Source organism: Burkholderia sp. YHN3-13 (assembly GCF_055810675.1).
This window is the reverse complement of record NZ_JBVVNQ010000015.1, coordinates 159,168-182,953: the sequence shown is the minus strand read 5'-3', so window position 1 is coordinate 182,953 and position 23,786 is coordinate 159,168. Positions and strand designations below refer to the sequence as shown.

At 64.8% G+C, this 23,786-nt stretch carries 36 protein-coding genes; 34 read left to right on the top strand and 2 right to left on the bottom strand.

The annotated features are described in order from the left end of the window. Window positions 1-77 precede the first annotated feature (77 nt). From AC0KUR_RS28195 to AC0KUR_RS28155, 9 genes are all read left to right on the top strand, one after another. On the top strand, window positions 78-764 hold the full coding sequence (locus tag AC0KUR_RS28195) for a phage terminase small subunit (RefSeq protein ID WP_473376699.1): 687 nt from the start codon (window positions 78-80) through the stop codon (window positions 762-764). A gap of 104 nt (window positions 765-868) precedes the next feature. Further along, entirely contained in the window at window positions 869-1,351 is a 483-nt protein-coding gene (locus tag AC0KUR_RS28190; protein WP_473376702.1) for a head completion/stabilization protein, read from the top strand. Further along, entirely contained in the window at window positions 1,351-1,563 is a 213-nt protein-coding gene (locus AC0KUR_RS28185; RefSeq protein ID WP_012327677.1) for a tail protein X, read from the top strand. The genes AC0KUR_RS28190 and AC0KUR_RS28185 overlap by 1 nt, the downstream gene beginning before the upstream one ends. A 2-nt stretch (window positions 1,564-1,565) precedes the next feature. After that, complete coding sequence (locus AC0KUR_RS28180) at window positions 1,566-1,940, top strand: putative holin (protein ID WP_012327676.1); 375 nt, start codon at window positions 1,566-1,568, stop codon at window positions 1,938-1,940. Then, window positions 1,940-2,260 (top strand): phage holin family protein, encoded by a 321-nt coding sequence (locus AC0KUR_RS28175; RefSeq protein WP_017432120.1) that lies wholly within the window; start codon window positions 1,940-1,942, stop codon window positions 2,258-2,260. Before AC0KUR_RS28180 ends, AC0KUR_RS28175 begins: the two co-directional genes overlap by 1 nt. Next, window positions 2,253-3,053 (top strand): N-acetylmuramidase domain-containing protein, encoded by an 801-nt coding sequence (locus AC0KUR_RS28170; protein WP_473376698.1) that lies wholly within the window; start codon window positions 2,253-2,255, stop codon window positions 3,051-3,053. Before AC0KUR_RS28175 ends, AC0KUR_RS28170 begins: the two co-directional genes overlap by 8 nt. Then, window positions 3,050-3,541, top strand: a complete 492-nt coding sequence (locus AC0KUR_RS28165) for a hypothetical protein (protein ID WP_473376697.1) — start codon at window positions 3,050-3,052, stop codon at window positions 3,539-3,541. Before AC0KUR_RS28170 ends, AC0KUR_RS28165 begins: the two co-directional genes overlap by 4 nt. Beyond that, window positions 3,538-3,948 (top strand): phage tail protein, encoded by a 411-nt coding sequence (locus AC0KUR_RS28160; protein ID WP_473376696.1) that lies wholly within the window; start codon window positions 3,538-3,540, stop codon window positions 3,946-3,948. Before AC0KUR_RS28165 ends, AC0KUR_RS28160 begins: the two co-directional genes overlap by 4 nt. Next, on the top strand, window positions 3,948-4,397 hold the full coding sequence (locus AC0KUR_RS28155; RefSeq protein ID WP_473376695.1) for a phage virion morphogenesis protein: 450 nt from the start codon (window positions 3,948-3,950) through the stop codon (window positions 4,395-4,397). Before AC0KUR_RS28160 ends, AC0KUR_RS28155 begins: the two co-directional genes overlap by 1 nt. A 284-nt stretch (window positions 4,398-4,681) precedes the next feature. Here the strand turns inward: AC0KUR_RS28155 and AC0KUR_RS28150 are convergent, their stop codons facing one another. Further along, entirely contained in the window at window positions 4,682-5,275 is a 594-nt protein-coding gene (locus AC0KUR_RS28150) for a hypothetical protein (RefSeq protein WP_473376694.1), read from the bottom strand. 252 nt (window positions 5,276-5,527) lie between these two features. On the opposite strand from AC0KUR_RS28150, the gene AC0KUR_RS28145 reads away from it, so the two are divergent. The 17 genes from AC0KUR_RS28145 to AC0KUR_RS28065 all read left to right on the top strand — a co-directional run bounded on the left by AC0KUR_RS28145 (window position 5,528) and on the right by AC0KUR_RS28065 (window position 21,227). Next, window positions 5,528-6,235 (top strand): phage baseplate assembly protein V, encoded by a 708-nt coding sequence (locus AC0KUR_RS28145; protein ID WP_473376693.1) that lies wholly within the window; start codon window positions 5,528-5,530, stop codon window positions 6,233-6,235. After that, the gene (locus AC0KUR_RS28140) at window positions 6,232-6,597 is read left to right on the top strand and encodes a GPW/gp25 family protein (protein ID WP_473376692.1); all 366 of its coding nucleotides are present in this window, start codon (window positions 6,232-6,234) and stop codon (window positions 6,595-6,597) included. The genes AC0KUR_RS28145 and AC0KUR_RS28140 overlap by 4 nt, the downstream gene beginning before the upstream one ends. Next, window positions 6,594-7,499, top strand: a complete 906-nt coding sequence (locus tag AC0KUR_RS28135; protein ID WP_473376691.1) for a baseplate J/gp47 family protein — start codon at window positions 6,594-6,596, stop codon at window positions 7,497-7,499. Before AC0KUR_RS28140 ends, AC0KUR_RS28135 begins: the two co-directional genes overlap by 4 nt. Then, window positions 7,492-8,043, top strand: a complete 552-nt coding sequence (locus tag AC0KUR_RS28130; RefSeq protein WP_473376690.1) for a phage tail protein I — start codon at window positions 7,492-7,494, stop codon at window positions 8,041-8,043. The genes AC0KUR_RS28135 and AC0KUR_RS28130 overlap by 8 nt, the downstream gene beginning before the upstream one ends. A 5-nt stretch (window positions 8,044-8,048) precedes the next feature. Continuing rightward, complete coding sequence (locus tag AC0KUR_RS28125) at window positions 8,049-11,408, top strand: phage tail protein (protein WP_473376689.1); 3,360 nt, start codon at window positions 8,049-8,051, stop codon at window positions 11,406-11,408. A gap of 2 nt (window positions 11,409-11,410) precedes the next feature. After that, complete coding sequence (locus AC0KUR_RS28120; RefSeq protein WP_083262754.1) at window positions 11,411-11,821, top strand: phage tail assembly chaperone; 411 nt, start codon at window positions 11,411-11,413, stop codon at window positions 11,819-11,821. 34 nt (window positions 11,822-11,855) lie between these two features. Further along, the gene (locus AC0KUR_RS28115; RefSeq protein WP_473376688.1) at window positions 11,856-12,197 is read left to right on the top strand and encodes a hypothetical protein; all 342 of its coding nucleotides are present in this window, start codon (window positions 11,856-11,858) and stop codon (window positions 12,195-12,197) included. Window positions 12,198-12,346: 149 nt separating this feature from the next. Next, the gene (locus AC0KUR_RS28110; RefSeq protein ID WP_080630130.1) at window positions 12,347-12,529 is read left to right on the top strand and encodes a Com family DNA-binding transcriptional regulator; all 183 of its coding nucleotides are present in this window, start codon (window positions 12,347-12,349) and stop codon (window positions 12,527-12,529) included. Beyond that, window positions 12,507-13,256 (top strand): DNA-methyltransferase, encoded by a 750-nt coding sequence (locus AC0KUR_RS28105; RefSeq protein WP_473376687.1) that lies wholly within the window; start codon window positions 12,507-12,509, stop codon window positions 13,254-13,256. The genes AC0KUR_RS28110 and AC0KUR_RS28105 overlap by 23 nt, the downstream gene beginning before the upstream one ends. Before the next feature lie 111 nt (window positions 13,257-13,367). Next, window positions 13,368-14,540, top strand: a complete 1,173-nt coding sequence (locus AC0KUR_RS28100) for a phage tail sheath protein (protein ID WP_473376686.1) — start codon at window positions 13,368-13,370, stop codon at window positions 14,538-14,540. Between the two features lie 29 nt (window positions 14,541-14,569). After that, window positions 14,570-15,079 (top strand): phage major tail tube protein, encoded by a 510-nt coding sequence (locus AC0KUR_RS28095; RefSeq protein ID WP_205671583.1) that lies wholly within the window; start codon window positions 14,570-14,572, stop codon window positions 15,077-15,079. Between the two features lie 33 nt (window positions 15,080-15,112). Continuing rightward, a complete protein-coding gene (locus AC0KUR_RS28090; protein ID WP_226158280.1) occupies window positions 15,113-15,424 on the top strand; it encodes a phage tail assembly protein in 312 nt (103 codons plus the stop codon). Beyond that, window positions 15,424-15,543: a GpE family phage tail protein gene (locus tag AC0KUR_RS28085; protein WP_014724666.1), complete on the top strand. Its 120-nt coding sequence runs from the start codon at window positions 15,424-15,426 to the stop codon at window positions 15,541-15,543. The genes AC0KUR_RS28090 and AC0KUR_RS28085 overlap by 1 nt, the downstream gene beginning before the upstream one ends. Further along, window positions 15,540-18,791, top strand: a complete 3,252-nt coding sequence (locus tag AC0KUR_RS28080; RefSeq protein ID WP_473376685.1) for a phage tail tape measure protein — start codon at window positions 15,540-15,542, stop codon at window positions 18,789-18,791. The genes AC0KUR_RS28085 and AC0KUR_RS28080 overlap by 4 nt, the downstream gene beginning before the upstream one ends. A 13-nt stretch (window positions 18,792-18,804) precedes the next feature. Further along, window positions 18,805-19,233 (top strand): phage tail protein, encoded by a 429-nt coding sequence (locus tag AC0KUR_RS28075; protein ID WP_473376684.1) that lies wholly within the window; start codon window positions 18,805-18,807, stop codon window positions 19,231-19,233. Continuing rightward, the gene (locus AC0KUR_RS28070) at window positions 19,230-20,381 is read left to right on the top strand and encodes a phage late control D family protein (RefSeq protein ID WP_343726527.1); all 1,152 of its coding nucleotides are present in this window, start codon (window positions 19,230-19,232) and stop codon (window positions 20,379-20,381) included. The genes AC0KUR_RS28075 and AC0KUR_RS28070 overlap by 4 nt, the downstream gene beginning before the upstream one ends. 465 nt (window positions 20,382-20,846) lie before the next feature. After that, window positions 20,847-21,227, top strand: coding sequence for a LysR family transcriptional regulator (locus AC0KUR_RS28065; RefSeq protein WP_473376683.1), 381 nt, complete (start codon window positions 20,847-20,849; stop codon window positions 21,225-21,227). Here the strand turns inward: AC0KUR_RS28065 and AC0KUR_RS28060 are convergent. Next, window positions 21,218-21,709 (bottom strand): helix-turn-helix domain-containing protein, encoded by a 492-nt coding sequence (locus tag AC0KUR_RS28060; RefSeq protein WP_017923638.1) that lies wholly within the window; start codon window positions 21,707-21,709, stop codon window positions 21,218-21,220. The genes AC0KUR_RS28065 and AC0KUR_RS28060 overlap by 10 nt on opposite strands. A 75-nt stretch (window positions 21,710-21,784) precedes the next feature. Here AC0KUR_RS28060 and AC0KUR_RS28055 point away from each other — a divergent pair, with 75 nt between their 5' ends. From AC0KUR_RS28055 to AC0KUR_RS28020, 8 genes are all read left to right on the top strand, one after another. Further along, complete coding sequence (locus tag AC0KUR_RS28055) at window positions 21,785-22,012, top strand: hypothetical protein (RefSeq protein ID WP_257757078.1); 228 nt, start codon at window positions 21,785-21,787, stop codon at window positions 22,010-22,012. Between the two features lie 16 nt (window positions 22,013-22,028). After that, entirely contained in the window at window positions 22,029-22,220 is a 192-nt protein-coding gene (locus tag AC0KUR_RS28050; RefSeq protein WP_012327650.1) for a hypothetical protein, read from the top strand. Window positions 22,221-22,248: 28 nt separating this feature from the next. Next, window positions 22,249-22,437 (top strand): hypothetical protein, encoded by a 189-nt coding sequence (locus AC0KUR_RS28045; protein WP_017923636.1) that lies wholly within the window; start codon window positions 22,249-22,251, stop codon window positions 22,435-22,437. 27 nt (window positions 22,438-22,464) lie between these two features. Further along, complete coding sequence (locus AC0KUR_RS28040) at window positions 22,465-22,713, top strand: Ogr/Delta-like zinc finger protein (RefSeq protein ID WP_006757081.1); 249 nt, start codon at window positions 22,465-22,467, stop codon at window positions 22,711-22,713. An 88-nt stretch (window positions 22,714-22,801) separates the two neighbouring features. After that, the gene (locus tag AC0KUR_RS28035; protein ID WP_017923635.1) at window positions 22,802-22,996 is read left to right on the top strand and encodes a hypothetical protein; all 195 of its coding nucleotides are present in this window, start codon (window positions 22,802-22,804) and stop codon (window positions 22,994-22,996) included. Between the two features lie 11 nt (window positions 22,997-23,007). Then, entirely contained in the window at window positions 23,008-23,196 is a 189-nt protein-coding gene (locus tag AC0KUR_RS28030) for a hypothetical protein (protein WP_043226340.1), read from the top strand. 43 nt (window positions 23,197-23,239) lie between these two features. Continuing rightward, entirely contained in the window at window positions 23,240-23,434 is a 195-nt protein-coding gene (locus AC0KUR_RS28025; RefSeq protein ID WP_069245885.1) for a hypothetical protein, read from the top strand. A gap of 4 nt (window positions 23,435-23,438) precedes the next feature. Continuing rightward, window positions 23,439-23,786 (top strand): hypothetical protein, encoded by a 348-nt coding sequence (locus tag AC0KUR_RS28020; protein ID WP_473376682.1) that lies wholly within the window; start codon window positions 23,439-23,441, stop codon window positions 23,784-23,786.

Below are 23,786 nucleotides of genomic sequence, written 5' to 3'. Positions count from 1 at the left end.
GAGCAGTACGGCGCCGGCTGCGTGGTCGAGGGCATCCAGTTCGCCGACGCTGCCCCGGCCGCTCCGCAGGGTGGCGCATGACGAACCCGTTCCGCCAACACTTCCAGCGCACCGTCGCGGCCACGGCCGCGCGCGGTACGCCGGCGAGTGTCGGCGGGCTGCGCGACGACTCGGCATATACGCTGATGCTCGCGCAGCTCGACGAACACCGCCGTGCGCTGAAGGCTGTCGAGTCGCTCGAGCGCAAGGCCGATCTGAAGCGGCAGTTCCTGCCTGCATACGACGCGTGGGTCGCGGGCGTGCTCGACGGCGCAGCCGGCGCCCAGGATGACGTACTGATGACGATCATGGTCTGGCGCATCGACGTCGGCGATTACCAGGGCGCGCTCGAGATCGGCGCGTACGCGCTGCGGCACGCCCTCCCGCTGCCCGACCAGTACAAGCGCAGCACGCCGTGTCTGCTCGTCGAGGAATTCGCCGAGGCCGCGCTGCGCGCTCATCGCGCCGGCGACGCGATCCAGGTCGAGCCGCTCGTCGAGATCGAGCAGCTCACGGCGACGGCTGACATGCCCGACGAAGTGCGCGCGAAGCTGAACAAGGCGATCGGCTACGGCCTCTCCGCTTCCGATCCCGCGCGTGCCCTCGAGCACCTACGCCGCGCGTTGCAGCTCTTCGCGAACGTGGGCGTGAAGAAAGACATCGAGCGGCTCGAGCGCGAGCTGAAGAACTCCACCAACGGGGGCCAATCTGGCCCCGGTGGCTGACACCGAGCGTACCCCGCGCACCAGGCGGCACGGGGCCGTAGCCGGCACTGTCCGCGCGAAAGCCCCGTCCACCGCCTCACCCTCTCAACGTGACGAACCCGACCATGTCCTTTGTCTCGACCCCGCCGCTGCCGCGTGCGCCGGCGGATGCGGAACCCGCCAAGCCGATCAAGAACGACCCGTTCTATCCGGATGTGTCGCTCGAGCACGCGCGCGACACGATGCGCCTCGACGGGTCGATCACCGATGCCCGTCTACGGCACGAGCTGCTCGCCGCGATCGCCGAGGTCAACGACGAGCTGCGCACCGCACGCGCGGCGTGGCGCGATGCCGGCATCACCTGCCTGGCCGACGCGCCGGCCGACCAGCTCGACGGCGAAAGCGTACGGCTGCAGCACTACCGGCGCGCGGTGTATTGCCTGGCGAAGGCGACGCTCATCGAGCGGTACCGCGACTACGACACGACAGGCGACGGCGCACGCCGCGCAGACGAGCTCGAGCCCCAGGGCGACGAGCTGCGCCGTGATGCTCGCTGGGCCATCAGCGACATCATCGGCCGCCCTCGCGTAACGGTGGAGCTGATCTGATGGAAGTGCGGGCGCTCCAGGGCGAAACCATCGACGCGCTGTGCTGGCGCGTCCTCGGCCGCACGCGCGGCGTCGTCGAAGCGGTGCTCGACCTCAACCGGGACCTGGCGCAGTACGGCCCGATCCTGCCTCACGGGCTGCTCGTCGAGCTGCCCGACGAAGTACCGCAAGCGGCGCAATCCGGCGCCGAGCGGCTCCAGTTATGGGACTGAGAATGGCTGAACCTATTTCCACGTCGTCCGCGACGGTCGCGGCGCTCGGCGTCGCCACGCTGTCGCTGTTTCCCGGCGTCGACGCCAACGTCGTCATGGGCGCGTTCGCCGGCTCGCTGCTGTTCGTGATGACGGCCGCTGACCCGTCGATTCCGAAGCGCATCGCGTTCTTCGTGATCTCGTTCGTCGCCGGCTGCCTCACGGCCGAGCTGTTCGCCGCCGCGCTCGACGCCGTGCTGCCGGCCCGCGTCGAGGTACACGCCGGCATCGGCGCGCTGATCGCATCCGCGCTCGTCGTGAAACTGCTGCTATGGCTGATCGCCCAGGCCGATGCGCCCGATCGGCTGCTGAACGTGTTCAAGGGGAGGGAAAAGTAATGATCACGACCGTCTACGTGCTGCTGTGCGCGGCGCTCGCGCTGCGCCTCGTGACCTTCCGCCGTGGCACGAGCGCCCACCGGCCGCTCGCGGCATGTCTGGCGTACACGATCGCGGTCGCCGCCGGCGCCGCGCCAATCCGCGCCGCGTTCGGCATGCTGCCGCCGGCGAATCTTGCCGACACGGTGCTGGTCGGCGTCCTGTGCCTCGCCGTGTACGGCGTTCGCGGCAACGTCGTCGAGCTGTTCCACCGTGGCAACCCGCGCGACTCCGTGATCGCGCGCGTGCTGCAATTCAAGGTATGGGGGCGCCATGTATAAGACCCTGCGCCTCGGCGACCGCGGCGCCGACGTCAGCCACCTGCAGCGCCAGCTCATCGCAGCCGGCGCGCGCCTCGACACCGACGCGATTTACGGCAGCGCAACCCGTAACGCCGTGGTGGCGTTCCAGGCCACGCACGGGCTGGTCGCAGACGGCATCGCCGGCCCGAAGACCTGGTCGACGCTCTCGGCCGGCCGGCGCGATCCGCGTCACCTCACCGACACCGACCTGCAGTACGCGGCTGATCGGCTGCAGGTCGATATCGCGGCCGTGCGTGCCGTCAATGAGGTGGAATCGAAAGGCGCCGGGTTCCTGCCTGACGGCCGGCCCGTGATCCTGTACGAGCGGCACATCATGTATCGCCAGCTCGCGGCGGCCGGCCTGGACGCGGACGCGCTGGCGGCGAAATATCCGGCCCTGGTCAACCCGAAGCGCGGCGGCTACGCCGGCGACGCGGCGGAATATGCGCGCCTGGCGAGCGCGTCGCAAATTTCGGCCGCATGCGCGCTCGAAGCGACGAGCTGGGGCGCGTTTCAAATCATGGGCTTCCACTGGAAGGCGCTCGGCTATCCGGACGTGTTCGCATTCGTCGACGCGATGAAGGTCAGCGAGGCCGAGCAGCTCGAGGCATTCGTCCGCTTCGTCCTGGCTGACAAGGTAATGCTCGCCGCGCTGCGCGGTAAGAAGTGGGCGAAGTTCGCCGAGCTGTACAACGGCAAGGCTTACGCAGAGAACCTGTACGACATGAAGCTCGAACGGGCTTTCGATCGCTACAGCCGGGCGGCCGCGTGACGACCGGCGCCCGTGTCTTCGTTGTCGGCGCGATCGCGCTCGCCGTAGCTACCGTCGTCATCGCGATCCAGCATGCTCGCCTGGTCGACGCCGGCCAGCGCGTCGACGGTCTCGCGCGCGACGTGCGCGATCGGACCGCCGAGCGCGACGCGGCACGCCGCGACGTGAAGGTCGTCACGCAGTACGTCGACCGTGTCAAGGTCGTCCACGAGAAGGGCGACACCATCATCAAGGAGGTTCCCGTCTATGTGGATCGCGAAGCGGATCGCGCCTGCGTTGTTCCTGTTGGGTTTGTGCGCGTGCACGACGGCGCCGCCGCCAACGTGCCGGTGGGCGATCCCGGAAGCGCTGATGCGGCCCCCTCGGGCATTGCACTCTCTGCCGTCGCCGAAACCGTCGCCAGCAACTACACCACCTGTCACGAAAACGCCGAGCAACTGATCGCGCTGCAGGCCCGAGTGCGCGAGACGGGGGAACCGGCGCCGTGAAGAAACCCGACAGCCTGCGCGCGGCGCTCACTGCCGCCCTGCCCGAGTTCGCGCGCGATCCCGACCGGCTGCACGTCTTCATCGAACACGGATCGATCGCCGTCACCGCTGCGAAGTCGCTGTCGTTCGAATACGCCTACACGCTCGACATCGTCGTGACGGACTACGCCGGCGACGCGGATCACCTGATGGTGCCGATCATCGCCTGGCTGAAGATCCACCAGCCCGAGCTGCTGCTCAACCGCGACCTCTGCCGCGACGGGTTCAAGTTCCAGGCCGAGCTGCTCGACAACGGCAAATCGGACGTCGAGATCCTGCTGAAGCTGACCGAGCGTGTCGGCGTGGTGGAGGGGACGGACGGCTACGAGATTCGCCACTTCGGCGAGCCGCCGATCGCGGGGACCTGATGGTCAATCGACTGTCCCGCGCCGAGGATTGGGCGTCCGGCTTGCTCGGCCAGCTCACGGCCGCGCAGCGCGCGGTTCTGGCGAAAGGGCTGGCCGCCGAGCTGCGCCGACGCCATTCACGGCGCATCGCCGAAGCCCGCAACCCGGACGGCAGCCGGTACGCGCCACGCAAGCCACAGGCCCGGCGCAAGAAAGGTCGCATCCGGCGCGCGATGTTCGCGAAGCTGCGCACCGCGCGCTTCCTCAAAACCGCGTCGACCGCCGACGCATCGGTGCTGCATTTCACACGCCAGGTCGAACGCATCGCGCGCGTCCATCAGGAGGGCCTACGCGATCGCGTCGAGCGCAACGGGCCGGTCGTCCAGTATCCTGCACGCGAGCTGCTCGGCTTGGCCGACGCCGACGTTGCCGCCATTTCCGCCCTCATCCTCGATCACTTGGCGAGATAGGAACATTGGAAAAACCGCATGCCATGCCTCGACTTAATAGGTGTGGTACTTTTTTGGTGGGCAGGCCGGGCTGACGCAACAGGTTGGCCGACCTTGCTGACTGATAAGGAATATCTCGACAATTGCCATTTTCGGCTTTTGAAAGGGCCAGGCATTCACCTCGTCATGAACATACGTTCTTTGCTCCGTATGGCAATTCAATACGGATTGTGCGTCGCTTAACGAATCAAGGAGTGCCTGCACTATCCTTGGGCTTATTAATTGCTGAATTGATTGGGCAGTACTCACGATTGATGCCCTTTCATTGTTGCGCCGCCTGGACCTTTAGCACCCATGGTTACCAGCTCTTGCTCCATTAACCGCCGAGCCATTTGAGATCCGACTATCGACGCGAGATTGTTCTCGTCCCAATTTTTCGCCGCAGCGAGCGCCACTCTATTGATTTCGGCCTGTTGTTGTTCGTTGACGTCAAGCGAAAGCGTAACGGCGCGTAGAACCGCCCGCTCGCGCAGCTCAAGTAATTGATGCAGTTTCATGACTCGTCTCCGGCTCGACACAAAGTATTCATAGCCTACCAATAAGACGGCTGGGACAAGGCTCAAGTTGAGCAGCATCCGAGTCGTCAACGTTATGCTGAACCAGAAAGAATGGTTTTTGTAGAGATATTTCCAGTCGTCCGGCCACGTCGCCCCATCAAGAAGCTCGACCCAAGGGCGCATGCTTTCAGCAAAATTACAAATAAACAGGGTCAGGATTGCGAATGCAATGAAAAGAGCGGCCGCGCTACATTCGCGCCATTCCTGGAACGGCTCCGGCACCGCTATATCATCAGATGATTTTTGTTTCGCCACCGTAGCTCTCTTTGTTGACTTCGTCATTCTTGGACTGCTTCTGTCGTTTTACGGCGATCGGGTTAGAAATCAAGTGGTATTTGCCCACAAGGTCCGTTGGACATAGGAACGGAGGTAGTGCGTTGTGAGTTCGCGACGCCTTTGCCGAGCCGTAGCTCACCGCGAACATAACGACCGTCAGCGGGCACAGTGCTACGAGCGGCCGGGTTTGTGTTGTGGCCCAACACGGCACAACTCCGAGCACGTGACCCTCTCCCGCGCGCGCGGCATCCTTGCCGCATGGATGATTTTGCTGACCTGAACCGCCGCATCGAGAGCCTGCTTCGCGAAGGCACCGTGATCGAAGTCGATCACGATGCCCGCCGGATACGCGTGGAATCCGGTGGCCTGCAAACCGACTGGATTCGCTGGCTCGCGCATCGCACCGGCGACAGCATCACGTGGGATCCGCCGTCCGAGGGCGAGCCTGGGCTGCTGTTCTGTCCGTCCGGCGAACCGACGACGGGTCTCTTTCTCCCGGGCGTGTATTGCGACGGCCACGACTCGCCCAGCTCGAGCCCGACGCAACACGTGCGCGTCTACCGCGACGGCGCACGCGTCCAGTACGACTTCGCCGCCCACGCGCTCACCGCCACGCTTCCGGCCGGCGCCACCGTCCAGGTCATCGCGCCTGGCAGCGTCACGGTCGAAACCAAAACCGCAACCGTCAAGGCGAAATCCGTCACGCTCGACGCCGACGATACGACCGTGACGGGCTCGCTGCTCGTGAAGGGACCGCTCACGTTCGAATCGGGGGCGACCGGCAAGGGCGGGGGCGGAGCCGGCGGGGGCGGCCCTGTAATCGAGATTCAGGGCAGCGCGCACTTCACTGACACCGTGACTGCTGACGTCGACGTGAAGTCGCGAGGCGTCAGCCTTGTAGAGCATCCGCACCAGGCGCAGGGCGAATTCGCCAAGACCACGAAGCCGATCGCGGGTGGCGCATGATCGGCATGAACGCGCGCACCGGCCGCGCGATCGCCGGCCAGGCCCACATCGAGCAGTCCGTCGCCGACATCCTGTTCACGCCGCTCGGCACGCGCGTGATGCGCCGTGAATACGGTTCGCTCCTTCCCGAGCTGATCGACGGCCCGGTCAATCCCCTGATGCGCATGCGCGTCATGGCGGCGTCCGTGATGGCGCTGGCCCGGTGGGAACCGCGTATCCAGGTCAACCAGGTGGATTTCGGCAGCACCGGCATCGACGGTGGCGCCGTGCTCGAGCTGCAAGGCGAGCGCACGGACGGCCCGCGCGCGGGCGCTGCCTTCTCCATGCGCCTGCCGGCGACGAACGGGCGAGGTGCTGCATGAGAACGACGCCAATCGATCTGTCACAGCTCCCCGCACCGGACATCGTCGACGAACTCGACTACGAAACGATCCTGGCCGAGAAGAAAGCCCGCTTGGTCTCCCTGTACCCGAAGGACCAGCAGGACGAGATCGCGGCCACGCTCGAGCTCGAATCGGAGCCGATGGTGAAGTTGCTGCAGGAGGGCGCGTACGAAAAGATGCTGCTGCTCGCGCTCATGAACGAGAAAGCGCGCGGCATCCTGCTCGCGTACGCGAAGGGCAGCACGCTCGAGCACATCGGCGCCCTCTTCGACGTCGACCGTCTGCTGATCTCGCCGGGCGATCCCGACCACGGCATAGATCCTGTCTACGAGGACGACGACAGCCTGCGCGAGCGCATCCAGCTCGCGCCGCGCGGTTTCTCAGTCGCAGGCCCCGACGACGCGTACGTGTTCCATGCGCGTGCCGCAGACGGGCGCGTGAAGGCGGCGACCGCGTATAGCCCGTCGCCTTGCGTGATGATCGTCACGGTTCTGTCGCGCGAAGGCGACGGCACCGCGAGCCAGGAACTGATCGACATCGTCAAGAAGGCGCTCGAGAAGAAGCGGCCGCAGGCCGATGAGGTCATCGTGCAAAGCGCGAAGATCGTGCCGTACGCGATCCGCGCGACGCTGCGCTTCTTCAACGGCCCGGATCGTGCGGTTGCGCTCGCCGAAGCGCGGAAGAAGACGCAGCAGTTCACCGACTCGATGCACCGGCCGGGTTCCGAGGTCACGAAGGACGGCCTGTACGCGTCGATGCGCGTTGCCGGCGTCCAGAAGGTGCTGCTCGACACGCCGGCCGAAGGCGTGCCGATCGCGATCGACCAGGCGCCGTACTGCACGGGTATCGAGCTGACGGACGGTGGGGTGGCCGATGATTAAGCCGGCCGTCTCCCTGCTGCCGCCGAATGCGACCGTGCTTGAGCGACGCCTGGCCGAAGCCAACGCGGACGTGCTCGACATCCCGGTCGAGATCGACACGCTGATGGACCCGGATCGAATCCCGTTGCGCTTCCTGGCCTGGCTTGCCTGGCACATGGGCGTCGATACCTGGCGCGATGAGTGGCCCGAGCAGGTAAAGCGCGCACGCGTGAAATCCGCGATTCGGATCGCCCGCAAAAAGGGCACGGCCGATGCCGTGCGCGACGTGTGCGCGTCGTTCGGTGCGAACGTGGTGATGCGTGAGTGGTTCGAGAAAACGCCGCGAGGCGTGCCCGGCACGTTCGAGATCGTGATGACGGTCGGCGGGCGTGACGGCGTGCCGGCCACCGCGCAGTACGTCAACGACATCCGCGCCGAGGTCGATCGCGCGAAGCGCGGCACCGCCCACTACACCTTTACGCAGGGCTTCAGCATGCACGGCGCGATCGGCATTGCATGCGGCGTGCGCGCAGCCGTCTATCGCCGCCTCTCTCTCACGGACTAACGAATATGGCTGGAAACCTCATCTACATCACGGACGCCGGCCGCGCCGCACTGGTAGCGCCCGGCAACACCGGAACCACCGCACGCCAGGTCACGCAAATCGGCCTCGCCACGGCATCCTTCGCGTTCAAGCCGGACATGACCGCGATGCCGAGCGAATTGAAGCGCATCACCACCTTCGGCGGCGATACCGTTGCGAAGGACACGATTCACATCGTGATCCAGGACGACAGCGCGGACCAGTACAAGCTGTTCGGTTTCGGGCTGTACCTGGACAACGGCGTGCTGTTCGGCGTCTACGTGCAGAACGACCCGATCCTCGAAAAGGCGCCAGCCTCGATGCTGCTGCTGGCCGCGGATACCGTGTTCGCCTCGATCGACGTGACGAAGCTCGTGTTCGGCTCGACATCATTCCTCAATCCGCCGGCGACCACCGAGCGCCAGGGCGTTGTCGAGCTGGCGACGCAGGCCGAAGTCGACGCCGGTGCGGATAGCGTGCGCGCCGTGACGCCGAAGACCGCCGCCGCACGATATGCGCCGCTCGTGCGCCCGCAGCTCACCGGCCCCGTCAGCATCACGTCGACGTCGACGGACCAGGACGCGCAGCTCACCGTCGCGGCGGCCTCGGGCGCCCTCAATCGCGGGGCGAAGCTCCGTTTCCTCGGCACGTTCGCGGCCGGCACGGCGGACACCAATGCACGCTATGTCGCATCGATCCGCGCAGGCTACGACGGCGGCACATGGGGCCGTGAGTACCTGGACTTCTGGATTAACCGCGCCGCGAACGATGCGAACAGCGACACCAATCAGGTGCGCGCGTTGCGAATCACGTACGGCGGCCGGGTCGTCGTCGGCAATCGCGAAGATGACGGAAAGACCGCGTTCCAGGTCGGCGGCGACGGCGCGTTCACGGGTGGCATTTCGTCGTCAGGGCTCGACGCCGGCGGCGCCAATATCCGGCTGCGCAACGGCCGCGATGTGCTGCTGCGCAACGACGGATCGAACTTCTACCTGCTGCTGACCAACAACAGCGATCCGGGGGCATCGTGGAACGCGTATAGGCCGTTCACCATCAACATGGCTACGGGCGTCTTGTCGCTGGATGACACGGGCGCTGGGGCGTACTTCGGCGGGCAAGTGAACGTCCGGGGCATGCTGAACGTCAGTAACGGCGCAAACGAGGCGCGCATGCTGATCGGACCGAGCGGCGGCTACTTCTTCGGGACTAGCAACGCTGCCGGGTTCTATCTCCCGTCTACGGGCGCGATGTTCGCATTCGATTTCGCGAAGAAGAATCTGACCGTCGTCGGCAACGAAGTGTGGAATGCGGGCAATCTGCCAAACCCGGCGCAAACGAGCGGCATCACGATGTCCGGGCAGATTCTGGCCGCCGAAGGCACTGTGACGCGACCCGGCTATTCGTTCGTGAACGACGGCGCACCGGACACGGGCTTTTTCCATATCGCGGATGGCGTGTTTGCTGTCACGAACAACGGGCGAGAAACGATGCGGTTCCTTGCCGTCGACGGCAGCTACCAAAATAATCGCGTCCTGATCGGTCAGCCAGCCGACGACGGCAGCATGTTGCAGGTAGCGGGCAACGCGACCACGCGCGGTTTGCATCGGTTCGGCGAGGGCAAGACGACTGCTTGGGCCAACTGCGGTAGCGATTGGGCTTACTTCCGCTCGAACGGCCACATCTCGATCGGCAGTGAAGGCGCTGCCGGTGTCCTGCAACTGATTGCGGGCAAGGCCGAAGCGGCCCGCTTCTTTCCGGGCGGTCGGATGACGCTGGGCGGGCTCGATGACGACGGATCGAATCGGCTGCAAGTTGGCGGTAATAGCCGCACCTATGGCACGTCATTTTCTGGCGGCGCAGGCTCGGTTACAGCATGGGTATCGGCTGACGCGAATTACGGATACTTCCGCACGGCAGGCAACGCTACTGTCGGGTCGGTGAACGCGAACGGTTATTGCGATCTGTTTGCGGGCAATGCCGCACGCCTTCGCGTGATGCCGTCCGGTCGCGTCCTGATTGGCACCGCCAACGACAACGGCGGAGATCTCCTGCAAGTCGCGGGCACGGTAAGGGGCACGAACAGCGTCGGCGCTCTGGTTGCATCGAACGGTTCCGGGGCGGGCCAAACGTCGATCATCCTGCGCCGTGAAGGTGGTGCGACTGACCAGAAGCAATGGGAGCTATTGCACGACGGTGGCGGCGGCTTTGGCATCCGCACGGTAAACGATGAGTACTCTGCTTCGCAGAACGTTCTGACCGTTTCGCGCGGTGCGGGCTATGCCGCCGGAAACATGTACCTGATGCCGAGCGGCGGGCGCGTACTGGTCGGCGGGGCGAATGACGACGGCTCGATTCTCAACGCGGAAGGGCTCGTGCGCGGACGCGGATACGCTGTCGATGGTGGTGCGTCATGGGCGACGATCTATTTCAAGAACGGCGCCAAGACGCGATTCGCGATCGGCAAAACCGACACCGACGATTTCGCAATGACGGCATGGTCCGATGACGGCACCACGCAATCTAAGGTGCTGGACATTGCCCGTGGCACGCAGGTTGTTTCGTTCGCGAAGCGCCCGACATGGGCGGGCGGGGCCGTACCGTATGACACCGGGAATTTCGATCCGAATTCGAAGGTGAACAAGGCCGGCGACACCATGACCGGCGACCTGCGCGTCAAGCAGCCGAACAACACGGACGCGCGAGGTTTTGTCGCTGCGCGCGCCGACGGTACTGCTCAGGCGTGGATTCACGCCACGATGAACGGCAACTATTCGGCATGGGCGACCATGAAAGCGGACGGCAACTGGCAGTCGAACGTCATCGTTGTCTACAACGACGACAACCGCGTCCATTTCAACTCGAATATCCATGTCACGGCGCTTTCGCGCTTCTACAACCGCCCCACCCTGAACCGTGACGGTTGGCAGGCGGACATCGGCCTGCGCAATAACCGGCCCGGCTTCGACTCGTGGACGTACCTGCGCGCACGCGATAACGGCGGGATGGAAATCATCAACAGTGCGTACAACGCAGTCACGTGGGCCGTCGACGACTGGGGAACGATGTTCATGCGCGGCCAGCAGATTCTCAATACTGATGGGAACCTGTACCTCTCGTGGCGTGGCGTGTGGCTGTCCGATCAACTGGCCGCCATCGACAACGCACTCGGCAGTAAAGCCAACGCCGGCACTGGCGTCGTGCGCACTGATTTTTTCGAGATCGGGTACATCGACGTCAACACAGCAAACATCGAAGTCACCGCGCCCGACAACGCAGTTATCACGGGATTGGTTTCACAAGGCGGCACGCGGCGCATCTATGTCCGCTGCTCACGTTTGAGGATCTGAAAATGAATCGCTTTGAATGGACTCACGATTTGATGGTCCGCACGCTTGAAACGATGTATCCAGGCAAGAAACACGGACCCGACTTCATCGTCGGCGTGCCGGTCGGCCCGAATGGAAAGCAAGCGGGCAACCCGCTGATCATGCAATGGAAGGGCGCTGACCCCGAGCCGAAGTACGCCGACGTGTATGGCGCCTTCAAAGCACAGGAGCGGTCGATTCGAGAAGCGGATGCTCGTTCCTTGCGCGACGACATTTTGCGGAATACGGACCAGTTCGCGCATGCGCCCCCGGATGCGCCCGACGCGGTCCGGGCGAAGGCGGAAGCCTGGATCGCGTATCGCGAAGCCCTGCGCGCACTCCCCGAACAGCCGGGATTCCCGTTCGATATCGACTGGCCGCTGTCCCCCGCTTAAACGACGTTACCAACCCCTTCTCCAAGGAAATTGAATGGCAATCAAGAAAAGTGTTGTTCTCGCATCGACCGGCGCAACGGCCGGCTACCACGTAATCGGTAACGTCACGCTCGACGTGTTGGGCGGTACCACGGTTGCGTCGATCAACAGCTACGTGTCGGAAGAAACGTATAAGGCGGGCAAGCAGCCGCTGCAGCTGTCGTCGACCATTGTCGTCGAAGGCGTACCGGAAGAGAACGAGGGTGCGGTGCCGTACATTCACCGACGCCTCGTCGAAGCGAAACCGGATGACGAGCAGCCGGCCGGCGATCGACCGACAACGATGTACAACGCGCTCGACCGCTACATGCTCGCGGGCGGCGAGATCGTCGCGTAAGGCGACATAGGAAGGAAAGGACGCGGCGACGTGCACGATGCAGGAACATCGCGCACGCCCCGCACCAGCAGAGCAGACCTGCAGGATTGGCCAGGGCCGCGACACCTCTCGAGAGGCGCCGGCATCCTAGCACAGGCAGGAATCACCCCATGCAGGACATCCGATGCGGTAGCTGTAACCGCAAGCTCGGCGCCGGCGAATACGTCCGGCTCACCATCAAATGCCCGCGTTGCGGCGCTATGAATATTCTGAGGGCCACGAGCCCCCTACCCGCAGGCCACCGAGCCTCCGATACAAGGGATTCGCCCCATGCAACACACCATTTCCGCTGATCTGATCAACCGCGTGCACCAGGCCGACGCCTTGAGCATCATGCGTGCGCTGCCCGATGCCTGCGTCGACCTGGTCTTCACCGATCCGCCCTACTCGTCAGGCGGAACGCATACGGCTACGCGCACGCAAGCGCCGTCGAAAAAGTACCTCGTCAGCCAATCGCAGGAGCTATACCCGGAGTTCCACCACGACAACAAGGACCAGCGATCGTGGACGTTCTGGTGCATGACCTGGCTGGCGGAAGCCTACCGCATCTGTCGCAACGAGGCGCACGTGGCTTGCTTTGTCGACTGGCGCCAGTTGCCGAGCCTCACCGATGCGATCCAGGCTGCCGGCTTCACCTGGCGCGGCGTCGCCGTGTGGGACAAGACTGGCGGCCGCACTCGACCGCGCGCTGGCGGGTTTTCGCAGCAGAGCGAGTTCCTGGTCTGGGCCACGAAGGGCGCCGTGCGCCGCGCCGACGTGTATCTGCCTGGCGTGTTCTCCGAGCGCCTCGCGCATCCGAAGCGCCATATGACCGAGAAGCCCGCGCAGCTCGCGCGCGACGTCGTGCGTCTGGCGCCGGCCGGGGGCGTCGTCCTGGACCCGTTCGCCGGGTCCGGCACGTTCCTCGCCGCAGCGAAGGAGGCCGGCTTGAACTGGATCGGTTGCGAGCTCGAGCCGAGCTATCACCAGATCGCGACCGCGCGCCTCGCCGAGCTGGACGTGCTGCCCGTCGCCGCGTAGCGACACCCTGCAGCGGCTTAGGTTGTGCCCTGCCGCTGCACAACCTCCCGCGCGTGATCTCCGCGCGCGCGGAAGGCAATCTTTCGGAAGGCTCACTTCCGGGAGAAAAGCTTGCCTTCTGATTACCACCACGGCGTACGCGTCATTGAAATCAATGACGGTACGCGCCCCATCCGCACGGTCAGCACAGCCGTGATCGGCCTGGTCAGTACCGGCGACGATGCCGACGCTGCCATGTTCCCCGAAAACCGCGCCGTCCTCATCACGGACGTGCGAGCCGCGATCGGCCGCGCTGGCACGAAGGGCACGCTCGCGCGTTCGCTCGACGCGATCGCTGCGCAGACCTCGCCGCTGATCGTCGCCGTGCGCGTGCCGACCGGCAAAGACGCGGATGCAACGACCAGCAACGTGATCGGCACGACGACAGCGGACGGCCAATACACCGGCATCAAGGCGCTGCTCGCTGCGCATACCCGGCTGGGCGTCAAACCGCGCGTGCTCGGCTGTCCGGGCCTCGACACTCTGCCGGTCGCGACCGAGCTGGCGACGGTCGCTCAACAGTTGCGCGGCTTCGCATACGTCAACGCCTTCGGTGCGAAAACGAAAGAAGAGGCCGTCGCCTACCGCGCGAATTTCGGTCAGCGCGAGCTGATGACGATCTGGCCGGACTTCGTGAACTGGAACACCACGACCAACGCCGAGGACATCACCTGGGCGACGGCGCGGGCGCTCGGCATGCGCGCAAAGATCGACGAAGAGACGGGCTGGCACAAGACGATCTCGAACGTCGTCGTCAACGGCGTCACCGGCATCAGCCGCGACGTGTTCTGGGACCTGCAAGACCCGAACACCGACGCCGGCTACCTGAACAGCCACGACGTCACCACGATCGTGAACGCGAATGGTTACCGTCTGTGGGGATCGCGCACCTGTTCCGAGGACAAGCTGTGGGCGTTCGAGAACTACGTACGCAGCGCCCAGGTGATCGCCGACGCGATGGCCGAAGCGCACCTGTGGGCGGTCGACCAGCCGATGAGCCGCACGCTGATCCGCGACATTGTCGACGGCGTGAATGCGAAGTTCCGCGCGTGGAAAACCGCCGGCTACCTGATCGACGGCGAGTGCTGGTTCGATCCGGCCGCCAACGAGAAGGATTCGCTCAAGGCCGGTCAGGGCTTCCTTGATTACGACTTCTGCCCGACCCCGCCGCTCGAGAACCTGACGTTCCGCCAGCGCATCACGGATCGCTACCTGCTCAAGTTCGCGGAAAGCATCGCCGTTTGACGGCCCGCCACTCACCATAGGAAAACGCAATGGCTCTGCCATCCAAACTCAAGAATTTCAACGTGTTCGAGGACGGCGTCTCGTTCGTCGGCGAGGTGCCCGAGATTCAGTTGCCGAAGCTCACGCGCAAGATGGAGGCGTATCGCGGCGGCGGCATGAATGCCGAGGTCGACATCGACCTCGGCATGGAGAAGCTCGAGCTGGGCCTCACGATGGGCGGCTTCATGAAGGAGATGTTCAAGACGTGGGGCACGTCGAAGATCGACGGCGTCTCCGTACGCTTCGCCGGCTCCTATCAACGCGACGACACCGAAGAGACCGACGCGGTCGAGGTGTACGTGCGCGGCCGCTACAAGGAAATCGACCCCGGTAAGGCTAAGGCCGGCGACAACGCCGACCAGACCGGCACCATGTCGCTGTCGTATTACCGCCTGGTCGTCAACGGCGAAACCTTGATCGAGATCGACATCCCGAACTTCGTCGAGATCGTCGGCGGCGTCGATCGACTCGCCCAGCAGCGCCGCGCGCTCGGCCTGTAACCACCCTCCCCTTCACCTCTCTAAGGAATGACCATGTCCCTGAAACAAACCGACACGCTGCGCCTCGATACCCCGATCGCGCGCGGCGACCAAAAGATCGATGCTGTCACGCTGACCATGTCGGGCAGCGGCGCTCTCCGCGGTGTCACGCTCACCGATGTCCTGCAGCTCGACGTCATCGCCCTGTCGAAGGTGCTCCCGCGCATCAGCAATCCGATGCTGACTGAGCAGGACGTGCTGCGCATGGACCCGGCCGACCTGGTCAAGCTCGGCACGGAGCTTGCCGGTTTTTTGGTACCGAACTCCGTGAAGCAGGACGCATCCCTCGATCCGTCGACGAAGTGATGGCCGACATCGCCCTCGTTTTCCACTGGACGCCTGACGTGATGAACGCCATGTCGCTGGATGAACTGATGACCTGGCGCGAGCACGCGCGCGTCCGCTACGAACGGGGCGATGAATGAGTGACCGTTCCCTGCGCCTCGAGGTCGTCCTCAAGGCGCTCGACCAGGCGAGCCGGCCGATCCGCGAGATCGCCACCAAGAACCGCACGCTCGTGAAGGAGCTGCGGGACTCCCGCGCGCGGCTCAAGGAACTCAACGATACGCAGCGGCGCGTCGGCGAGTTCCGCGAGATGCGCACGGGGCTCGCCAACACCGCGACGAAGCTCGCGGACGCACAGAAGAAGGTCAAGGAACTCGCGACCTCGTTGCGAGCGTACGGGCCGCCGTCGCAACAGATGGTTGCCGAGCTGGCGAAGGCGCGGCAAGCCTCGTCGAAGCTGGGCGCCGCGTTCAAGAAGCAATCCGCCAGCGTCGACGAGCTGCGCACGCGGCTGACCCGCGCCGGCGTCGACACGGGCAAGCTCTCCCAGCACGAGCGCACGCTGCGGACCGACATCGCCGCAACGACCGGCGCGATCGACGCCCAATCGCGCCGGCTCGACGCGCTGAACATCCGCCAGAAGCGCATCGCGGACGCGCGCGCCAAGATGGGCGCCGCGCGCGGCGCAGCGGCAGAAATGGCGATCGGCGGATATGCCGCGCGTGCGACCGGCTCGCACATCCTCAATGATTTGCGCGAGCCGCTCGCCGAGGCGAAGAAGGTCCAGAACGAACGCGGCCGCATCCAGGGGCTCGGCCTCGGCGACCGTGCGACGCAGGATGCCGAGCGCTACGTCCGCGCGATGAAATCGCCAGGCGTGGCGATCGCAGAAAACATGACACTGATGCGCGACGCGATGTCCATCTTCGCGGACGAGCATCACGCGCAGATGGTGATGCCGACGCTCGCGAAGATGAAGTTCGCGAATGAGGCGATGTTCGGTGCCGGCCAGGGGCACGAGAACGAAGAAAAGTTCATGAACATGCTGAAGGTGATCGAGCTGCGCGGCGGCACGAAAAGCGAGGCAGCGTTCAAGGGCGAAGCGAACATGGTCCAGCAGGTGCTGACCGCCACGGGCGGCCGCGTCGGCGGCGACGAGTGGCGCAACTTCATCCAGACCGGCAAGGTCGCGGCGAAGCAGATGCGCCAGGACGCGTTCTACTACCAGATGGAACCGCTGATCCAGGAAATGGGCGGGCATGCGGCCGGCACTGGCGTGCAAGCCGCGTACAGCAACCTGATGCAGGGCAAGACGACCGTGCGTGCCGCGAAGCGCCTGGTCGAGCTGGGCCTGGTCGATAAGAAATCGGTCGAATACAACACGATCGGCAACGTGAAGCGCATCAAGCCCGGCGCGTTGATCCAGGGCGACCTCTTCAACGCATCGCCGTTCGAGTGGTTGGAGAAAGTGCTGTTGCCGAAGCTGAAGGCCAAGGGCATCACGTCCGACGCGAAGATCCTGGAGGAATTCTCCACGATCATGACGAATGGCAACGGCGCGAACCTGTTCGCCACGATGTACATGCAGCGCGAGCAGATTCACAAGAATGAAAAGCTGAACCGTGGCGCGTACGGCATCGACAAGCTGCACGAGCTGGGGCAGAAGCAAACCGAAGGGAAGGAGCTGATCGCTCTCGAGAAGGTGCGCAACCTGCGCACCGTCATCGGCGAGCAGGTGCTGCCCGTGTACAACCGCGCGCTCGAGCTGACGACGAGCGTGCTCGAGCGGCTGCTCGGCTTCGCGAAGGAATACCCGAATTTCACTCGTGCGGTCGCGATCGGCGCGGCCGGCCTCGGCGTGCTGCTCGCCGTACTAGGCACGCTGACGATCGCGCTCGCGGGTATCCTCGGGCCACTGGCGATCGTGCGCTTCAGCATGTCGATGCTCGGCATCCAGGGCGGCGCCTTCGTCCGCGCGCTCGGCGCCGGCGCCGGCGCGCTGCGCGGCATTTCCCGCGCGGCGTCCGGCGCAGCCGCCAGTGTCACGTCCGCCGGCAAGGGCACGCAGTCCGCAGCCGGGCGCATCCGCACGGCACTGTCGAGCGCATGGCAGGCGTCGTCGCCTCGTGCTGCTGCGTCGTCGCTGCGCGCCTACATCGCGTCGCTCGCGCAGCGCGTGCCGGCCGCGTGCCGGGCCGCGATGGCGTCGATCAAGCAATGGGGCGTGTCGGCCGCGACCGCGATGAAGGATGGCGCCGGCGCCGCGCGGCAGTACACCGTCCAGGTGTGGCGCGCCGTCGCCGCGCAGGCGGCTGCGGCACGCGCGGCTGCGGCGTCGCGCTGGACCGCAGCCCGGCAGTACGTCGGCCGGCGCGGTGCGGCCGGCATTGCCGGCGACGCCGCGCGCGGCGGCTTCAACCTGGTCAAGGGCGGCACGATGGGCGCGATCAACGGCGTGCGCGCGGCGCTCGGCGGGCTCGCGCAGACGCTGCTGTTCGTCGGCCGCGCCGCGATGATGAATCCGATCGGACTGGTGATCACCGGCATCGCGCTCGCCGCGCTCTTGGTCATCAAGTATTGGGAGCCGATCAAGGCGTTTTTCTCGGGCTTTTGGCAGGGGCTGACGGACGGCTTGCGTCCGCTCGCACCGATCTTCAGCGGCGTGCTCGCGACGCTCGGCGCGGCCTTCTCGCCTCTGAAGCCTGTGTTCGACTGGCTGGTCGGTGCCGTGAAGAGCGCATGGGACTGGATCACGCGTCTGTTGGGACCGGTCGACGCAAGCAAGAAAAGCCTCGACGCGGCGGCCAGCGCCGGCAGGGGGTTCGGCGCGTGGCTCGCGGATGTCGTCGTTGTCGCGGCGCAGGCTGCTGCGCGCTTCGTCGACTTCGGCGCGAACCTGATGTCCGGTCTGGTCAACGGCATCAAGAACGGCCTGGGCGCGGTGAAGGATGCGATCGAGTCGGCCGGCGGCAGCGTGATTGGCTGGTTCAAGGAAAGGCTCGGCATCCATTCGCCGAGCCGCGTATTCGAAGCGCTCGGTGGCTTCACGATGGCCGGCCTCGAGCAGGGCCTGCGCGAGGGCCAGGACGGGCCGCTGTCGACCGTGCTGGAAGTCGGCAAGCGGATCGTTGCCGCCGGCGCTGGCATCGGCATCACGGGCGCGGCGCTCGCCGGCGGCGCACCGCTCACGGTCGACAACCGCCCGCCGCTCACGGTTGCGTCGGCCGCTGCCCGCGCGCCGGCCGCGCCGGCGCCGATCACGATCCAGGTGTATGCGGCGCCCGGCATGGATGAACAGGCGCTCGCGCAGAAGGTGCTGCAGGTGATGCGCCAGGAACAGGCCACGCAGGCCGCGCGCGAGCGCTCGCGACTGCGCGATCGGGATTGAAGGAGAGGTTCGCATGATGATGGCGCTCGGGCTGTTCGTGTTCAGCCTGTCGACCCTGCCCTACCAGGAGCTGAAGCGCCGGCGCGGCTGGCGCTTCGCCAGCAACAACCGCGTCGGCAAAAAGCCCGCGCGGCAGTACGTCGGCGAGGACGACGAAACCATCAGCCTATCGGGCGTGCTGCTGCCCGAGCTGACGGGCGGCGATATGTCACTCGCCGTCATAGAAGCGATGGCCGACCAGCACACCGCCTGGCCGCTGATCGAGGGCACCGGCCACATCTACGGCATGTTCACGATCGACAACATCGAGACGACACGCACGCTGTTTTTCGACGACGGCACCGCGCGGCGCATCGAGTTCATCATTGCCCTGACGCGCAACGACGATCTCGACATGCTCGGCATCGTGACCGACGCCATCAAGGGGGCGATCTCGCTATGAACCTGTCGGACATCCCTGGCGCCGACCTGGTGCAGAAGGTCGTGATCGCCGACGATCGCGTACCGCGTGCGATCTACTCGATCACGCTCAACGGCAAGAACATCACGAAGAAGTTCGACGGCCGGCTGATCTCGCTGACGCTGCAGGACAACCGCGGCTTCGAAGCGGACCAGCTCGATATCAGCCTCGACGATGCTGACGGCGCCCTCGAGATCCCGAGTCGCGGCGTCACGCTGAAGCTGGCGATCGGCTGGGCCGGCGCGGCGAACGGCCTGGTCGACAAGGGCGAATTCATGGTCGATGAGGTTCGGCACACCGGCACGCCGGACGTGTTGACGATCCGCGCACGCAGCGTCGATCTGCGCGCGGGCCTGTCGATCAAGAAGGAGCGCTCCTGGCACCGGCAGACGGTCGGCGCGATAGTGCGCGCAATCGCCAGTCAGAACAAGGTCGAGGCGCGCATCAGCAAGGCGCTCGACGGGCAGTTCGTCGACCACATCGACCAGACGGCCGAGTCCGACGCCAATCTGCTGTCGCGCCTGGCGAAGATGTTCGACGCGATCGCCACCGTTAAGAACGGGCTGCTGCTCTTCATCAAGGCCGGCGAGGCCACCACGGCGAGCGGCAAGCCGCTGCCGGCCGTCACGATCACGCGCGACGTCGGCGACCGTCACGAGTTCGGCGTCGCCGATCGGGACACGTACTCGGGCGTGCAGGCGTTCTACCTGAACACGCGCACCGCGAAGAAGCAGTCGACCACCGTGAAGCGGCGTCGGCGTCGCACGACAGCGAAGAAGAAGCCGATCGACAAGAGCGGCGACGTGTTGTTCGGCACGGCCGAGAACGTGAAGACGTTGCGGCACACGTACGCGAACAAGGCGAACGCGACGCGCGCGGCGAAGGCGGAGTGGGAGAAGTTGCAGCGCGGCGTTGCTGAATTCAGCATTGTGCTGGCGCTCGGCCGCCCCGAGCTGATGACCGAATTACCTGTAACCGTGCGCGGTTACAAACGTGTCATTGATGATTGCAACTGGATCATTGCGCGCGTTACACATTCGATCGACGGTAACGGCGGATTTACATCGGACCTCGACCTAGAGGTCAAGGCCAGCGAGGTGCCGGAGATCGACACCCCGGAGGCGGGCTGACGTTACGTCAGTAGCAGGTCGCGGATGTTCGATAGGCTCAACATCGCACTTGTCACCTGCGCGAGCAGCGCCGCTCGCTCACCGGCCGACAAGTCGCGCACTGCGCGCGCCTCGCGGTTCCCGGATACAGTTGAGCTGGCGCGCCCACATTGGGCGGCTATCGTGGCTTCGGTACAGCGTCGGATTACCCCGTCCTCGGCTGTTTCATTTCGGAATTGCGGCTCTTGCGGCTTGTTACTCACAACGGCTTCCTCTTCGGATATTTTGAGAGGCGCTACGACGTGAAACGGCATTCACGCGTGCTGTAACGCGGCCCCATTTTCATGTTTTTTTCAGACAAATGGAATGAAGGAGAAAGCCCGATGAAAGTTAGGAAAACGCCTAACTTTCGCGGCCTTTCTCCCGACCACTCGTCCCCGCCACTGCGACGCGCGCATTACGGCAACAACAACTACCGCTCGAATCATGGTTTCCCGGACGACTTCCCCTCGGCTCAACTGGAATCTGTTGCGCGCATACAGTGAGATCACGCGCTATCGCAGCATTTCGGAAGCGGCGCAGGCTATGGGGGTGCAGCGACCGACCGTCAGCGAGAAAGTGTCTGAACTCGAGCGCGCACTAGGCCGGTCGCTGATGGAGCGTCGTTCCGGAAGTGATGGGTTTCGGCTGACGGAATTCGGCGCGCAGCTCCGCGCCGTCGTAGCCCGGTTTGACCTTGAACTCGGTGCGTTGTGCGAACTGTCCCGTGAGGAATCGATCGGCATGACGACGATCGACGTGCTGGGCGAAGTCGAAACAGCGATGGCGGCGCTTGAGCGCGCCGCAGAGACACTCCGTCAGTCCTGATCTTTCATACCGCTCTTACGCGGCGAACGCGCGCCCTTCGTGCGCACTGCGTCTGCCTGTGCATCTTTGAGCGCCTGCAGCGCCGCAGCATCCAATTTCGCTGCTCGATTTTCAGCAAGACGCGGAAGCCGCTTCGCCGGCGCGCCCGAGATCGTCATCGTGCCCGCAAGCAGGAAGCCATTGATCGACGCCTGAACGGCCGTGCGGCCGATGTCGTTCAACTGGCGAAAGCCGTCGAGCAGCTCGGCCTCATCGTCTGGGACCGGCGCCCCCTGTGTGCGCTCGCCGGTGATGACGTACAGCACGTCGACCCCGACCTTCGAAAGCGCCGCCAGGTAGTTCGCATCGGGCGATCGGGCATCGGCTTCGTAGTTGAACTCTGCCTGTTTTCCGAGCCCGCCGAGCGCAGCGAATTCCGCCTGGCTCATGCCAATGCGCATCCGCTCCTCTCTCAGTCGTAATCCGATTGTTGTATCCGACATCTTGCGTAATCGTTTTGAGTAACTTACACTTCACTTATCCCTAGTGAAGCACTATCGAAATTGAGTATACCCGCCATGACTACCCACAAAGGCCCGCGGCGTGCGCCGCCGGGCGTCATGTCCAGCAAGACCGTTTCGCTGCGCCTCCTTCCCGCAGAGCGTGCCCAGCTCGAGCAGCTCGGCCGCCAAGAACGGCGTTCGCTGTCGAGCCTCGCGCGTCTCATCTATCTCGAAGGGCTCCCCCTCTACCTCGCCAAGATGTCCTCGTTTGAGGACACCACGGGCAACGTTTCCGCAAGCTGAACCCGAGGTGACCACCATGTATCCGGATCCCAAACGCGTCCGCGACAACCGCCTAATGGTGCGGTTCGACGACTACGAATACGCCCTCATCACCGCGCTCGCCAACTACCAAGGCGAGGCCGCCGCAACGCTGATTCGCCAGATGGTTTTGCGCGAAGCCGCTGAGGCTCTGATACCAGCGTGCAATGTAGCCCACGAGCACGGCTGAAAACAGCAGCCCTAGAGCAGCCGATCCAATGCCCGAAATCGAACTCACATTCACCGAGCAAGAAGCCGAACTACTCGAACGCGTCCGACAGCAGGAAGGTCTTGCGACGATCCAGCAAGCGGCCGAATGGCTCGTGAAGCGACGACTGCGCAACGGTGCGCGTCGCCTCACCGGACGAAACCGGGCGCTTTACGCCGTAACCAACAGCCGTAACTAACGCGGCAGTCTCCGACAGGAAGTCACGATGAAATTGAAGTGTCACCACTGCGGCAGCCGCGCCGTCATTCGAACCAGCCGCACGCTGTCCGCTCTCGTTCGCGAGGCGTACTGCCAGTGCACCAACATCGAATGCGCGACGACCTACAAGATCCACGTCGCGACCGTCCATACGATCGCGCCGAGCCTCAACCCGAATCCGCACGTGTACGTGCCGATCGGCAAGGTTGATCGGCTTCCGACCGATTCGCGACAGCTCCCGCTGCTCGACGCCTAAGCCCTAACCCGCTGTTTCGCTGAACACCCATCACGCCCGCTCTGCGGGCGTGAGGGACTCCTTTTGCCTGAAATTTCTTGGAGGCCGTATGCAAACGCTGATCCACGTCCCGCTCGCCGCGCTCGCTGCATCGATGTCCTACGACGAACGCGTCGCCTACCTCAAGAAGATCTCCGTCGCCGACGTGCGCGCCGACGTGTTCGTGCGCTCGGCGACCGCGCTCGGGTTCCGCGTCACCTGGGACCACGCGAACGGCACGCCGATCCTCGCATGGCTGCACTGACCGTCCACGCGATGCGCCCCGCCCTCACCGAGCTCGAGCTGCGCGCGACATGGCACCGCCTGCACATGGTCGGCGACTTCGACTCACTTCACCCGGCCGCTCGCCGCGCCTTCGAATGCACGGCGAGCGTGTGGCGCGATCGACAGCCCGCGCCCCCGCCCGTCGACGGGAAACGCCGCGCTGCAAACGACTTCGACTGACCCATCCGCGCCGGCCGCCGGCGCACACACCTGGAATCACACCATGAAGCCCTACGTTTTCGGCATCGGCGTGCTGCTGATGCTCTCCTTCTCCCTCACTGGCGCATACAGCCTGGCTGCCGACGTGCTGCGTCTGTTCGACGTTCGATACGCCCGTTCGATCGCTTTCGTGATCGGCGCAGTCGCGATGATCGTCCTGGTCGCAGCGTTGGCCTGGTCCGTTCCGCCACGGGGGTAATGCGATGACGTCCAACGCAAAGCAGTCCTCTTTCCGGTTCGTCAGCGCCGCCTACGGCGAAGTGCTGTTCACCATCCACCACGACGGCCGCATTACGATCGCCGACCACCTGACCGTCGACGCCGCGGCTCGTGAATTCTGGGCCGCCGTACGGCGCACGAGCCCCTTCCTGCCGACGCTGAATCGCGAGCAGCGCGTCCGCATCGTCGTCGGGAAGCTCATGGCGTACGCCGGCTACGCGCAGACCAATCCGAACCAGGACGTCCTCGAGCTGCAGAGCCCGCGCGCCCGTGCCTGGGTGGCGCTGGCCGACGCAATCGTCGGCGCATTGTTTCCCGGCCAGGAGGGGTGA